Origin of the sequence: Mammaliicoccus sp. H-M34 (genome assembly GCF_022386495.1) — a bacterium.
Classification (GTDB): domain Bacteria; phylum Bacillota; class Bacilli; order Staphylococcales; family Staphylococcaceae; genus Mammaliicoccus; species Mammaliicoccus fleurettii.
On sequence record NZ_JAJNIK010000006.1, the window covers coordinates 38,686 to 53,246 of the forward strand.

At 33.0% G+C, this 14,561-nt stretch carries 10 protein-coding genes; 2 read left to right on the forward strand and 8 right to left on the reverse strand.

Annotation, left to right across the window (positions count from 1 at the left end):
• Positions 1 to 114 precede the first annotated feature (114 nt).
• From rlmD to gatC, 6 genes are all read right to left on the reverse strand, one after another.
• Entirely contained in the window at positions 115 to 1,488 is a 1,374-nt protein-coding gene (gene rlmD / locus LQ608_RS08805; RefSeq protein WP_239751356.1) for a 23S rRNA (uracil(1939)-C(5))-methyltransferase RlmD, read from the reverse strand.
• Positions 1,489 to 1,548: 60 nt separating this feature from the next.
• Positions 1,549 to 2,514 carry a diacylglycerol kinase gene (locus LQ608_RS08810; RefSeq protein WP_078358251.1) on the reverse strand — a complete coding sequence of 322 codons (966 nt, stop codon included), beginning with the start codon at positions 2,512 to 2,514 and terminating at the stop codon, positions 1,549 to 1,551.
• A 71-nt stretch (positions 2,515 to 2,585) separates the two neighbouring features.
• The gene (locus tag LQ608_RS08815; protein WP_239751358.1) at positions 2,586 to 4,046 is read right to left on the reverse strand and encodes a helicase HerA-like domain-containing protein; all 1,461 of its coding nucleotides are present in this window, start codon (positions 4,044 to 4,046) and stop codon (positions 2,586 to 2,588) included.
• Between the two features lie 532 nt (positions 4,047 to 4,578).
• A complete protein-coding gene (gene gatB / locus LQ608_RS08820; RefSeq protein ID WP_078358248.1) occupies positions 4,579 to 6,006 on the reverse strand; it encodes an Asp-tRNA(Asn)/Glu-tRNA(Gln) amidotransferase subunit GatB in 1,428 nt (475 codons plus the stop codon).
• A 6-nt stretch (positions 6,007 to 6,012) separates the two neighbouring features.
• Positions 6,013 to 7,479 (reverse strand): Asp-tRNA(Asn)/Glu-tRNA(Gln) amidotransferase subunit GatA, encoded by a 1,467-nt coding sequence (gatA, locus tag LQ608_RS08825; RefSeq protein ID WP_239751360.1) that lies wholly within the window; start codon positions 7,477 to 7,479, stop codon positions 6,013 to 6,015.
• Between the two features lie 3 nt (positions 7,480 to 7,482).
• Positions 7,483 to 7,782: an Asp-tRNA(Asn)/Glu-tRNA(Gln) amidotransferase subunit GatC gene (gene gatC, locus LQ608_RS08830; RefSeq protein WP_078358244.1), complete on the reverse strand. Its 300-nt coding sequence runs from the start codon at positions 7,780 to 7,782 to the stop codon at positions 7,483 to 7,485.
• Positions 7,783 to 7,947: 165 nt separating this feature from the next.
• Here gatC and putP (LQ608_RS08835) point away from each other — a divergent pair, with 165 nt between their 5' ends.
• Positions 7,948 to 9,471: a sodium/proline symporter PutP gene (putP, locus tag LQ608_RS08835; RefSeq protein ID WP_239751363.1), complete on the forward strand. Its 1,524-nt coding sequence runs from the start codon at positions 7,948 to 7,950 to the stop codon at positions 9,469 to 9,471.
• Positions 9,472 to 9,727: 256 nt separating this feature from the next.
• A complete protein-coding gene (gene putP / locus LQ608_RS08840) occupies positions 9,728 to 11,260 on the forward strand; it encodes a sodium/proline symporter PutP (protein ID WP_275583068.1) in 1,533 nt (510 codons plus the stop codon).
• A gap of 95 nt (positions 11,261 to 11,355) precedes the next feature.
• Here putP (LQ608_RS08840) and LQ608_RS08845 read toward each other — a convergent pair whose 3' ends face one another.
• Complete coding sequence (locus LQ608_RS08845) at positions 11,356 to 12,543, reverse strand: CamS family sex pheromone protein (protein WP_239751364.1); 1,188 nt, start codon at positions 12,541 to 12,543, stop codon at positions 11,356 to 11,358.
• Between the two features lie 11 nt (positions 12,544 to 12,554).
• Positions 12,555 to 14,558, reverse strand: a complete 2,004-nt coding sequence (ligA, locus tag LQ608_RS08850; protein ID WP_239751367.1) for an NAD-dependent DNA ligase LigA — start codon at positions 14,556 to 14,558, stop codon at positions 12,555 to 12,557.
• Positions 14,559 to 14,561: the final 3 nt, after the last annotated feature.

A 14,561-nucleotide genomic window follows, 5' to 3' on the forward strand; every position in this document is an offset into this window, starting at 1 on the left:
TATTTATACAGATGTATGCGTATTCATACAATGAAATAGCTCAAAAAAGAAGAGGCAGAAACAAATTAATTGTCTCTGCCTCTTCTCATTATATTAGTAATAATGGCTAGCTGTTTAATCAGTTATTTTTTCTATTAAAGCAACTGTCTCTACATGTGTTGTATGTGGAAACATATCTACAGGTGTGATTTCTTTTAATTGATAACCGCTTCCTTTTAATATCTCTACATCTCTTACTTGTGTTGCTGGATTACATGATATATACACAATTCTCTTAGGTGAAAGTTCTATTAAAGTTTCAATAAATGTTTGATCGCATCCTTTTCTTGGTGGATCGACCATTACGACTTCTGGCTTTATACCCTCTTTTTGCCATTTTAAAATGACTTCTTCTGCTTTTCCTGCTTCCCATGTCGCATTATCTATATGATTGATTTCTGCATTTTCTTTCGCATTTTCTATAGCTTGCTCTACAACTTCAACGCCGTAAACATGTTTAGCTTTTGGTGACATATAAGATCCTATTGTCCCGATTCCGCAATATGCATCTATAACTGTTTCTTCTCCATCTAATTGTGCATATTCTAAAGCTTTGTTATATAATTTCTCTGTTTGTACTGGATTGATTTGATAGAAAGAAGAATCAGATATTTTAAACTGAAATTCTGAGAGTTTGTCAGAAATCGTGTCTTGTCCATACAATGTATGTGACGTATTACCCATTATAACGTTTGATTTTTCTAAGTTTATATTATGTTTAATACTTACAACATTATCAAATTCTGACGTGATATATTCTATAATTTTGTTTTTATGGCTTAATTGTTTGCTGTTTGTTACAAATATAACCATTGTTTCTCCAGTATAATATCCGCTTCTCAATATGATATGTCTTAACTCACCTTTATGTTTTCGCTCATTATAAATGCTTATATTAATTTGCTCTAATAAAGCTTTAAGTTTAATCATAATTTGATCATGTTTTTCATCTTGTATCATACAATGGTCAATATTTACGATATCATGGCTTCTCTGTCTATAGAAACCCAACTCAATTTCGCCTTGTTCATTCTTACCCACTGGTATTTGTGATTTATTTCGATATTGCCATGGATTTTCCATTCCGATTGTTTCATGAATAACCGTATCTTCAAAGTTTGATTTACGTTTAAATAAGTTTACAACTTGTTCTTTTTTCATTTCTAATTGCGCCCTATAGCTCAAATGTTGAAGTTGGCATCCTCCACACACGCTATAATACTCACATGGTGGTTCAATTCTTTTTTCAGATGCTTCTTTAATTGTTATTAATTTACCGATAGCGAATTGCTTTTTTACTTTAATAACTTTAAATTCAATCGTTTCATCTTTTATTGCATTAGGTACGAAAATAGGATAACGATCAAATTTAACAACACCATGTCCTTCATGTGTAAAATCGATCACTTGTCCTGTGTATATTTCGTTTTTATTAACTATACCTGCCATAATAACTCCTTCTTTCACGTTAAACATAGAAAAAAGGGACAAAATAATGTCCCTATGTATTTATTCTTCTGTTAGTTCTTCGTGTAATCTTTCTCGTTCTTTTTCTACCGTTTCAATACCATGCTCCCTCTTCACTCTTTCAAGTTTAGAGAATACTTCTATATGTTGTTTTAAGTTCAAGAAATTAGCAGGTAATACGCCACCAAATTCTCCATCAACATTTAATTGAATTTGTTCAAATGATGAAACGTTTATTGTTTTAGCTTTTGAATAATGAACTTTAGGGTGATTGATGTGATCTCCTCTTGAAGCAAGCGTCATAATATGACCTAGTTCAGCAATGTTCACTTTTTCTAAAATGAGCAATGTGAAATTTCCATCATTAATATCTGCATCAGGTACAAGCTTTTCAAATCCTCCGATAGAATTTGTTAGGCCAATTAAGAACATCATTGCTTCACCTTGAAATACATTTCCATCATATTCAATGCGAATATCTGTTGCTTTAATTTGAGGTAGCATCTCTAAACCTTTAATATAATAGGCTAATGGACCTACCATCGTTTTAAGTTTACTTGGTGCTTCATATGATACTTCTGTGATTTTTCCGCCACCAGCAATGTTTATAAAATAACGATTATTCATTTTACCTACATCAACTGGAACTAAATCACCTTTAATAATCGTATCAACGGCTTCCATAATACTATTCGGTATAAGTAGCGCTCTACCAAAATCGTTTACAGTACCCATAGGAATTAATCCTAATTTAGGACGTTTTTTAGCTTCTGCTATCCCATTAATCACTTCATTTAATGTACCATCTCCACCAGCTGCAATGATAACATCATAATCGTACTTTAAAGCTTCTCTAGCTGCATTTGTTGCATCACCAGCACTTGTGGTAGCATGTGCACTTGTCTCGTATCCAGCTTGTTCTAATTTAATTAACACATCAGGTAATGCCCTTTTAAATACTTCTCTTCCTGATGTTGGGTTATAAATGATCCTAGCTTTTTTCTTCATTGTGATCCCTCTTGTATTTTCTTATATCTTTATATTAAAGCAAATGTTAAATATAAGAAAGTAAAAAATGATTAGCGTCTTTTTGTTCCAAAAATATTTCTCACAATTTCTCTTCCAATTTGTCTCCCTACCGTAGAAAGTAGTTTTGATGTTTCTTTTTGGAATTGGGAAGACTTCTCTTTTTTCTTTGGTTCTGAGTCTTTTTGTGTATTTTTAGTTTTCTTAGAACTTTTACTTTCTTCAGATGTTTCTGGTTGCTTTTCTATTTTTTTCTGCAGCATTTCAAAAGCACTTTCTCGATCAAATGTTTCTTTATAAGTTTCGTTCAATGGTGAGTTATTTATAAGGTCTTTTTTAACATGTTCATCAATTACACCAATTTTACTTTCTGGTGGACGGATAAATGCACGTTCAACTATATTTGGTTGTCCTTCTTCATTTAAAAATGAAATAAGAGCTTCACCAGTTTTTAGTTCTCCAATCACTTGAGCTGTATCAAAATTTTCATTTTGTCTGAATGTTTGTGCTGCACTTTTAATTGCTTTTTGGTCTTTAGGTGTATAACTTCTTAATGCATGTTGAACTCTGTTACCAAGTTGTCCGAGAACAGATTCAGGTATATCAATTGGATTTTGAGTTACAAAATAAATCCCTACACCTTTAGAACGAATTAATCGTACAACTTGTTCAACTTTTTCAATAAGTTCCTTGGAACTATCATTAAATAATAAATGAGCTTCATCAAAGAAGAACACAATTTTAGGCTTTTCAGGATCTCCAACTTCAGGTAGACTCTCGAATAATTCAGATAATAACCACAATAAGAATGTTGCATATAATTTTGGTTTTTGATACAAAACAGATGCGTCTAATACGTTAATCATACCTTTACCAGACTCATCAAATTTAATAAAATCTTCTAACTCTAGCGCTGGTTCACCAAAGAAAGTTTCTGCACCTTCAGATTCTAATCTTAACAACGAACGTTGAATCGCACCTATAGAAGCAGAAGAAATATTTCCGTACTTTTCAGCATACTCTGCCCTATTAGCATTTATTTCTTTTAAGAGTGCTTTAAAGTCTTTCATATCAATTAGTAATAGTCCACTCTCATCAGCAACTTTAAATACAATATCTAAAACACCAAGCTGAGTATTATTCAAGTCTAATAATTTACCAATTAAAAGAGGACCCATTTCTGTAATAGTTGTTCTTACAGGAACACCATTTTTTTGAAAAACATCAAATAAAGTTACAGGATAGGCATTATTGCTATAATCATCAAGCTTTAATAAGTCTAGTCGTTCTTGAATTTTGTCATTGATAGAACCAGATTCAGCTATGCTAGAAATATCCCCTTTAATATCAGACATAAAAACAGGAACACCAGCTTTTGAGAATTGCTCAGCCAAAACTTTTAAAGTAATTGTCTTCCCAGTACCAGTAGCACCAGCAATTAAACCATGTCTATTAGCTTGACTTAATTCTAAATTAACTTCATTTTCATTTTTAGCAATTTTTAATTGTGTCATGTGCAGTCAGTCCTCCATTATCAATATGATTTATTACCATTGTACTTTAACTCAACGACCATGCAAGCAATAACATAAATGAAGAAAGTTATTTTCAGCAAATAATAGAGCGTAAATAGGTTGTTCTTACTGGCAGAATTCTGAATTGTGCTCCTTAACAGCACCACTCTTACGGACATTTCTCAGAATTTTGTCCCTTACAGCACCTCTTACGGACATTTCTCGGAATTATGTCCCTTACACTACCTCTTACGGACATTTCTCGGAATTTTGTCCCTTACAACACCTCTTACGGACATTTCTCGGAATTATGTCCCTTACAACACCTCTTACGGACATTTCTCGGAATTTTGTCCCTTACACTACCTCTTACGGACATTTCTCGGAATTTTGTCCCTTAGCACCCCTCTTACGGACATTTCTCGGAATTTTGTACCTTACACAATACAAAAAAACGCTCATACATTAGGTTTAGCTAATGAATGAGCGTTAATTAATATAAGTCTCTCAATTCTAACTTATATCTTTATATTTATCTTTTTTCTAATTCTGATTTTAGTATTTGGTTAACAACTTGTGGGTTAGCTTGTCCTTTTGAAATTTTCATAATTTGACCAACTAAGAAGCCCATTGCTTTACCTTTACCATTTTTAAAGTCTTCTACTGATTGTGGATTGTTATCTAAAGCTTCAGTAACAAATCCTAATAATGTCGCTTCGTCTGAAATTTGAACAAGACCTTTGTCTTTCATAATTTGATGAGCGTCTCCACCATTTTGTGCTAATTCTGGGAATACTTTTTTAGCGATTTTACTACTCATTGTACCGTCTTCTATTAGCTTAATCATTCCTGCTAAGTTTTCAGGTGTAAGTGCAGTATCGTTTAATTCTATTTGATTTTTGTTTAAGTATTCATTTACGCCACCCATTAACCAGTTTGAAGTTAATTTAACATCTGCGCCATGTTTAATAGCTTCTTCAAAGAAATCTGACATTTCTTTAGTTAAAGTTAATACATGAGCATCATATGCTGGCAACCCTAAATCATTTACGTAACGTTCTTTACGTACGTCTGGTAAGTCAGGAATTGTCTTACGAACACGTTCTTTCCATTCATCATCAACATATAATGGTACTAAGTCTGGTTCTGGGAAGTAACGATAATCATCTGAACCTTCTTTTATACGCATTAAAATTGTTTCTCCTGTTGATTCGTTAAAACGACGTGTTTCTTGTAAAATTTCTCCGCCTGCTAATAATACTTCTGCTTGGCGTTTTTCTTCATGTTCTAAACCTTTACGTACATAGTTAAATGAGTTTAAGTTCTTAAGCTCTGCTTTAGTACCGAACTCTTCTTGACCATATGGACGTAATGATATGTTTGCATCACAACGTAAAGATCCTTCTTCCATTTTACAGTCAGAGACGCCTGTATATTGGATGATTGCACGTAATTTTTCTAAATAAGCATAAGCTTCCTTAGGTGAACGAATATCTGGTTCTGATACGATTTCAATTAATGGCGTACCTTGACGGTTTAAATCCACTAATGAGTAACCATCTTTATGTGATAGTTTACCCGCATCTTCTTCCATGTGTAAACGCGTAATACCGATACGTTTTGTTTCTCCGTCTACTTCAATATCAATCCAACCATTTTCGCCGATTGGTTGATCGAATTGAGAAATTTGGTAAGCTTTTGGATTATCTGGATAGAAATAGTTTTTTCTATCGAATTTAGATTCTTTAGCAATGTCCATGTTTAATGCCATTGCTGCACGCATAGCCCAGTCCACAGCAGTCTTGTTAACTACTGGTAAGACACCTGGATATGCTAAGTCAATTACGTTTGTATTTGTATTAGGTTCCGCACCAAAATGAGCTGGTGATGGTGAAAACATTTTTGATTCTGTTTTTAGTTCGACGTGTACTTCTAAGCCGATTATTGTTTCAAAATGCATTCAGATTCACACTCCTTGTAATGTTTTATAGTCATCATGTAAGTTAAATTGAGTTTCGTATTGATAAGCAACTTTGTATAATGTTTTTTCATCGAATGGTTTACCAACAATTTGTAAACCAATTGGACGACCATTTGATTTACCACAAGGAATTGAGATAGAAGGTACACCTGCTAAGTTAACTGGGATTGTTAAAATATCATTAGCATACATTGTCAATGGATCATCAACTTGTTCACCAATGTTAAATGCTGTTGTTGGTGCAGTTGGTCCTACGATAACATCATAGTCATTAAATACTTTTTCAAAATCTTGTTTTATTAAAGTACGTACTTTTTGAGCTTTTTTGTAGTAAGCATCGTAATAACCTGAGCTTAATGCAAATGTTCCTAACATAATACGTCGTTTAACTTCATCTCCAAAACCTTCTCCACGAGACTTTTTATATAATTCTTCAAGTGTATGAGCTGATTTTGAATGATAACCATAACGGATACCATCGAATCGAGCTAAGTTAGCTGAAGCTTCAGAAGAGGCAATAATATAGTAACTCGCAACACCATATTTCGTATTTGGTAATGATACACGGTCTACAGTTGCACCAAGTGACTCAAGTGTCTTAACTGCTTCATTAACTGAGTTCTTAACATCTTCAGAAACACCAGATCCCATAAATTCTTCTGGAACAGCTATTTTTAATCCTTTAATATCTTTACCAATTTCAGATGTGAAATCCACATTTTCAATTGGTGCACTTGTTGAGTCTTGAGCATCATGTCCAGAAATAGTTTCTAAAATTAATGCGTTGTCTTTAACACTACGTGTAATTGGGCCAATTTGATCTAGTGAAGATGCAAATGCTACTAAACCAAAACGTGATACTCGACCGTATGTAGGTTTCATACCTACTACACCACAATAAGATGCTGGTTGACGAATTGAGCCACCTGTATCTGAACCTAAAGCAAATGGTACTAAGCTTGCTGCTACTGCTGCAGCTGAACCACCTGATGATCCACCAGGTACTGCTTTATGGTCAAATGGGTTAACAGTTGTCTTAAAGTAAGAGTTCTCATTTGAACCACCCATTGCGAATTCATCCATATTTAATTTACCAACTAAAATACCATTTTCAGCATTTAATTGTTTCATCACTGTTGATTCATAAATAGGAATAAAGCCTTCTAACATTTTACTTGCACATGTAGTTTCTACACCTTCAGTAATAATGTTGTCTTTGATACCCATTGGAATACCAAACAACTTACCTTCCATTTTATCTTCAGCTTGTAGTTTATCTTGTTCTTCAGCCTTTTTAATTGCTTCTTCTTTGTTTAAAGCTAAGAATGCTTTGACATTTATATCATCTGCTTCAATTGCTTCAAAAATATCTCTTACAATTTCAGATGGCTTAATTTCTTTATTTTTAATCATTTCTGATAAACGCTCAATTGTTTCATAACGAATTGTCATGCCTTAGTCCTCCTCATTCATAATAGCTGGAACTTTAAATTGTCCCGCTTCTTTTTCTTTAGCATTAAGTAATGCTTGTTCTTGAGGAATTCCTAATTCACTCTTATCTTCTCTTAGAACATTTTGTAAATCCAATACATGGAATGTTGGTTCAACATTTTCAGTATCTACTTCATCTAATTGTCCTGCAAAGTTTAAGATCTTCTCTAAAGATTTTGTGAATTCATTGACTTCGTCTTGTGAAACTTCAAGTCTAGCTAAATTAGCAACATGTTCAACTTGCTCAGATGTTACCTTCGTCATGTGCGACGCCTCCTTAGTTAATCTAACATCATACAATTTTACCAAATTTTCATATAAAAATCTAAAGTTATTGAAAATTAGCTTCATGAAAGCGTATACATTGTGTATAATAAATTATCAGAATTTTTTCTGAATTTTATGTCAATGAGTGAGAGGTGGTTTTTCATGTTTATACTTGGAAATGCATTTAAGAATGTTAAGGTCGAAACTACTTGGGAAACATATGTCATGATTGCTGTTTATTTTGCAATTCTACTAGCAATTGGATTTTATGCTTACAAACGTTCGACGAGTACGCTCGATGAATATATGTTGGGTGGTAGAGACTTAGGGCCATTAGTAACTGCCCTATCAGCAGGTGCTTCAGATATGAGTGGTTGGATGATCATGGGGTTACCTGGTTCCGTTTATAGTACTGGTTTATCTGCAACTTGGATAGCGATAGGACTTACAATCGGTGCTTGGTTAAATTATATGCTCGTTGCATCTCGATTAAGAATTTATACTGAGTTAACCGATAATGCGATAACTTTACCTGACTATTTTGAAAAGCGTTTATCAGATAATACAAGAATTGTAAAAGTGATTTCCGGACTAGTTATTATAGTATTTTTCACTTTATACACACATTCAGGAATGGTTGCAGGTGGTGTGTTATTCAACAGTGCTTTCGGTATAGATTACCACGTAGGTCTATTAATAGCTGCGAGTATCGTTATTCTATACACATTATTTGGTGGTTATCTCGCCGTTTCATTAACTGATTTCTTTCAAGGTGTCATTATGATACTTGCTTTAGTCCTTGTTCCAATAGTAGCTTTATTAAAATTAAATGGACTAGATACTTTTGCAGAAGTCGGTCAACTCAAGCCAACGAACTTAGATTGGTTTAAAGGTACGACGACTGTTGGCATTATCAGTTTACTTGCTTGGGGATTAGGATATTTTGGACAACCACATATAATAGTACGTTTTATGTCTATTAAATCACATAAACTTATGCCTAAAGCTCGTAAAATTGGAATATCTTGGATGGCAATTTCATTAATCGGAGCATGTATTACAGGACTTCTTGGCATTGCTTTTGTCGAACAAACAAATGTAAAAGTGGATAATCCTGAAACAATATTCATTGTTATGAGCCAGATTTTGTTTCATCCATTAATTGCTGGTTTCTTCTTAGCAGCAATTTTAGCTGCCATAATGAGTACAATTTCTTCTCAACTTCTTGTAACTTCAAGTGCATTAACTCAAGATTTTTATATGTTAATGAGAGGCAAAACATTACAAGATAAAGATCACGAAAAAGAATTCGTTCTTGTAGGACGCTTATCAGTATTAATCGTTTCAATAGTTGCAATGTACATAGCTTGGAACCCAAATGATACGATTTTAAATTTAGTTGGTAATGCATGGGCTGGATTTGGTGCAGCTTTTGGCCCACTCGTCTTGTTATCTTTATATTGGAAACGACTCACTAAATATGGAGCAATTGCAGGTATTTTATCTGGTTCAATCGTTGTTATTTTCTGGATCTACATGAAAGATCACGGTGGCATTTTTGAATTCTATGAAATTATTCCAGGATTTATATCAAGTCTCGTATTAACAATATTAGTCAGTCTATTTACGAAAGCTCCTGAAGACATTAAAAAGTTCGGCGAAATGGAAAAAATATTAAAAAATTAAAATTCTTTTTAAAATTTTATTCATTAAAATTTAGACTTATAAAAATATTAAATCACATCTTGCGGAAACGCTTATAGTACAAGCTATTAAGCAACTTATCATAATTTATATTTGTGGACAAATTGTGACACAATTTAATAAACATGGTAGACTGGATATGCACAAAAGTTACTTTTTACCCTTTGATTATTATTTCAGTTGTGTATAATGGTCAACGTGCAACTTTAAAAAATATAAAAAATAAAGGAGCGGGAATATGTTTATTTTAGGACAAATTGACGCTAGTTCTGGAGTTGCTTCAGGCTGGCAGACTTACTTCATGATTATAGTCTACTTTGTAGTTTTATTAGCAATTGGTTATTATGCTTATAAACAATCAACAAGCAATTTAGATGAGTACATGCTAGGTGGCCGTAGTATAGGTCCTTACGTAACAGCATTATCCGCTGGTGCATCCGATATGAGTGGTTGGATGATTATGGGACTTCCAGGTGAAGTTTACAACATTGGATTATCAGCAACATGGTTAGCAATCGGTTTAACAGTAGGTGCATGGTTAAATTACATATTAGTAGCACCGAAATTACGTGTTTATACTGAACATACTGGAAATGCAATTACAATTCCAGATTTCTTTGAGAAACGTGTCGCAGATGATACACATGTATTAAAAATTATTTCAGGGATTATTATCGTAGTATTCTTTACGTTGTATACCTCAGTAGGTATGGTTTCTGGTGGTACTTTATTCGAAAGTGCTTTCGGAGTTGACTACAGACTAGGTATTATCATAACGGGTGGTATAGTTGTATTATATACATTCTTTGGAGGATATTTAGCTGTTTCACTTACAGACTTCTTCCAAGGTGTGATTATGTTAATAGCAATGGTAATGGTACCTATTGCGGCATTATTAACATTAAATGGTTTAGACACTTTTAATACAGTGGCAGAAGTTAAACCATCAAACTTAGATTTATTTAAAGGTACTTCAGCTATTAGTATTATTGGTCTAATTGCATGGGGACTTGGTTATTTTGGACAACCACATATTATAGTAAGATTTATGTCAATTAAATCTCACAAATTATTACCTAAAGCTAGACGTTTTGGTATAGGTTGGATGGCTATTTCATTAATTGGTGCATGTTTAGTAGGTTTAACAGGTATTGCTTACATTCATGAAACAAGTCATACAATCGATAATCCAGAAACAATATTTATTTTAATGAGTCAAGTATTGTTCCATCCATTAGTTGGTGGATTCTTCTTAGCAGCTATTTTAGCAGCTATTATGAGTACAATATCTTCACAATTATTAGTAACATCAAGTGCTTTAACACAAGACTTCTACAGAATCATAACTAAAAAGCGTGGTCTTGAAGCAGACCGTGATAAAGAGTTTGTTTTGATAGGTAGATTTGCAGTATTATTAGTTGCAATTATAGCTATATTACTTGCATGGACACCAAACGACACAATCTTAAACCTTGTAGGTAATGCTTGGGCAGGATTTGGTGCTGCATTTGGTCCACTTGTATTAATGTCATTATATTGGAAAGGTTTAACTAAGAACGGTGCTATTGCAGGTATGGTTACTTCTTCTATCGTTGTATTATTCTGGATTATGATGAAGAGTCATGGCGGCATATTCGAACTATATGAAATCATTCCAGGTTTCTTTACGAACATCGTTGTTACAGTAGTAGTAAGTTCATTTACTAAAAAACCAACAAAAGAAGTTATTGATAGTTTAGATCATATGAATCGTATTTTAAAAGAAGACTAATTAAACAAAAAGCTCTGAACACCCTATTAAAGGTTGTTCAGAGCTTTTTTTGTTATAGAGAAACATTTTTATAAAACAAATTTCTGTTCTAATCACTATTTATAAATATGAATTTGTGGTTCATCATCGTCTTTATCTTTTGTAATTAAAGCTTGTGGTTCTTCCCCATCAACAATTGATATTTCAATATCATCTACACCTTTGAAATATTTTTGAGATAAATCAGCTACATATTGTGTAACCCCTATTACTTCAGCTTTTCCATAATAATCAAGTGGAATTTTCACTTCAAGTTCAGTAAGTTTATCATCATCAAACTTACCAGTACCAACTGATTGTGTGAAATTCGGGAAGTACTTTTGTAAGTCTTGATTAAACTGTTCAAAATTAGTATTTAAATTTTTATCTAAGTTTGATGCTTCAGAAGATGGGAGTGTAACATGTTTTTGATTAATTTTTTCCCAACTTTTTACTGTTCTTTTACCGCCTTCACTAGATGCATGGGCAACAAATTTTCCAGGTTTAATATCACCTTCACCTGATTGAATGAAGATAGCGAAATTAATAGGAACATTTTTAAGATCATCTCTTACACGTAAGCGAGATAATATTTCTTCAGCCATTTCTTTACCTTTTTTCTGAACTTCTTTATTATCTAAGTTTTTAGTATAAGTTTCACCATAATCTTCTTTTTGATAAACATATTCACTATTCATTGCTAATCCAATTGTCATTCCAGATATTTTTTGTTTTTTAGCATCACTTTCTGTGAAATAATCTTGTTCGATTATATGAGATAAGTATGTAGGTGAGTTTTCTGCTATTTTTTCAGGATCTGTTTCTCCATCATGCGTTGGATTGAGTCCTAGGTTTTCTTTAGCTTTACTTTGCTCTTTTTCTTCATCACTCATATCTTTAATTTCTGCTTTAGTATATTTAGGTGCTAAATACGCACTTACAGTATCTTTATCTAAAAACTGTCCATCTCTATATAGGTAATCATCTGGTGAAAATGTTTGTTTACTTATATCTAACAAACCACTTTCGAATGCTTCACTGTTATAACTTGAAATCATGTTGTCTTGTGTTAATCCTCTAGCAGCACTGACTTTGAATGGTAATAAAGTACGGTAATAATCGCTAGAAATTTGCATACCTGTAGATATTTGTTTTGTTTGCTCTTTTTCTTTATCAGATTTTTCTTGATCTGCTTTTTGAGTAGTATCTGATGAACATGCTGAAAGCAATATTACAGACGCTAAAATAAGAAACCCTTTTTTCATATCTTTAACCTCTATTCATTGATATTACGATATTTGTTTAACCAATCTTCTTCTGACCAAACTTCGATATTTAATTTTTCAGCTTTTTCTAGTTTGGAACCTGCATCTTCACCAGCAATAACAACATCTGTATTTTTTGTTACACTTCCTGTTACTTTTGCACCAAGTGATTGGATTACTTTTGTAGCTTCTGGTCTTGACATCTCTGCCATTTTACCAGTTAACACAAATGTTTTTCCACTAAAATCAGGATGACCTTCTATTTCAGATTGTTTTGTACCTGTATAAGACATATTAACATTTTTCTTTTTTAGCTTGTCTATTAATACTTTAATATCTTCATTTTCCATATAAGTAACAAGTGATTGAGCCATCTTATGCCCTACATCAGGTATTAATGTTAAATCATCAATTGTCACTTCAAATAATCGATCAATTGATTCATATTTTTCAGATATAATTCTACTAGCTTTTGTTCCAAGATGTCTAACACCTAATCCGAACAATAAATGTTCTAAAGACTTTTCTTTTGATGCTTCGATTGCAGTTAATAAATTATGAACTTTTTTCTCACCCATACGTTCTAAAGGTAACAAATCTTCTGCTGTTAAGTAATATAAATCAGCAACATCTTTAATTTTATCATTTTGATAAAGTTGTTCTATTATTTTATCACCTAGACCATCAATATTCATTGCTTGTCTAGAAACAAAGTGAATCATACCTTCAACAAGTTGTGCAGGACATTTAGGATTTATACATCTTAACGCAACTTCTCCTTCAATTCTGACTAGCTCATGTTCACAGCTAGGACAGTGCGTTGGCATATGGTAAACTTCACTATCGTCAGTTCTATCTTCAGCAATGCTTCTAACAACTTCAGGTATAATATCTCCAGCTTTTTTGATAATAACTTTATCACCTATACGAATATCTTTTTCGTGTATTAAGTCTTCATTATGTAAAGATGCTCTTGATACAGTTGTCCCTGCTACTTTAACAGGTTCTAGTATTGCTGTAGGTGTTACGACACCAGTTCTTCCAATACTAAGCTCAATATCTTTTAAAGTTGTTAACACTTCTTCAGCTGGGAATTTATATGCAATTGCCCATCTCGGAGACTTTTGTGTAAAGCCCAGTTCTTCTTGCTGACTGAGGTCATCTACTTTTATGACTATACCATCAATATCGTAGGACAGTTGATTTCTTTGTTCCGTCCATTTACTAATAAAAGATAAGACCCCATCAATATCATCAAAAGTTTCTCTTTCTTTATTCGTTTTGAATCCTAATTCGTCTAAATTATTCAATGCTTCAGATTGACTAGCCGCTTCTATTTCTGTCAAATCATTTACACTATATAGAAATATATCAAGTTTTCTTTTTGCGGTTAATTTAGAATCGAGCTGTCTTAAAGAACCTGCAGCTGCATTTCTTGGATTGGCAAAAAGTTGTTCACCTTTTTGCTCTTTAATTTCATTTAAAGACATAAATGACTTTCTAGGCATAAATGCTTCACCACGAACTTCTATAGATAGTGGTTCTTTAATTGTTAAAGGGATTGCATGTATTGTTTTTAAGTTTTCGGTTATATTTTCACCTGTTGTACCATCACCTCGTGTTAAGCCTTGCACAAAGCGTCCGTTAACATACTTTAGTGAAACTGCAAGCCCATCAATTTTCAATTCACAAGTGTATTTAACATGATTTACTTTTTCTTTAACTCGTTGGTCAAACTTTTTTAAGTCTTCCTCATTAAAAGCATTCCCTAAAGACAACATAGGCGTGTCGTGATTAATTTTTTCAAATTGAGATAACGGTGGTCCACCAACTCTAACAGTTGGTGAATCAGCCGTCTTTAATTCAGGATGCTGTTCTTCTATAGAAATTAATTCATTTAATAACTTATCGTATTCACTATCAGGTACAGTTGGGTTATCTAATACATGATATTCGCGATTATAACGATGTAACAGTTGATGGAGTTCTTCAACTCTTGTTTTTAATTCATCCATAGT

Bases quoted from the DNA above. Each gene is read 5' to 3' on its own strand.
- rlmD (WP_239751356.1), bottom strand. From the start codon at position 1,488: ATGGCAGGTATAGTTAATAAAAACGAAATATACACAGGACAAGTGATC.
- LQ608_RS08810 (WP_078358251.1), bottom strand. From the start codon at position 2,514: ATGAAGAAAAAAGCTAGGATCATTTATAACCCAACATCAGGAAGAGAA.
- LQ608_RS08815 (WP_239751358.1), bottom strand. From the start codon at position 4,046: ATGACACAATTAAAAATTGCTAAAAATGAAAATGAAGTTAATTTAGAA.
- gatB (WP_078358248.1), bottom strand. From the start codon at position 6,006: ATGCATTTTGAAACAATAATCGGCTTAGAAGTACACGTCGAACTAAAA.
- gatA (WP_239751360.1), bottom strand. From the start codon at position 7,479: ATGACAATTCGTTATGAAACAATTGAGCGTTTATCAGAAATGATTAAA.
- gatC (WP_078358244.1), bottom strand. From the start codon at position 7,782: ATGACGAAGGTAACATCTGAGCAAGTTGAACATGTTGCTAATTTAGCT.
- putP (WP_239751363.1), top strand. From the start codon at position 7,948: ATGTTTATACTTGGAAATGCATTTAAGAATGTTAAGGTCGAAACTACT.
- putP (WP_275583068.1), top strand. From the start codon at position 9,728: ATGTTTATTTTAGGACAAATTGACGCTAGTTCTGGAGTTGCTTCAGGC.
- LQ608_RS08845 (WP_239751364.1), bottom strand. From the start codon at position 12,543: ATGAAAAAAGGGTTTCTTATTTTAGCGTCTGTAATATTGCTTTCAGCA.
- ligA (WP_239751367.1), bottom strand. From the start codon at position 14,558: ATGGATGAATTAAAAACAAGAGTTGAAGAACTCCATCAACTGTTACAT.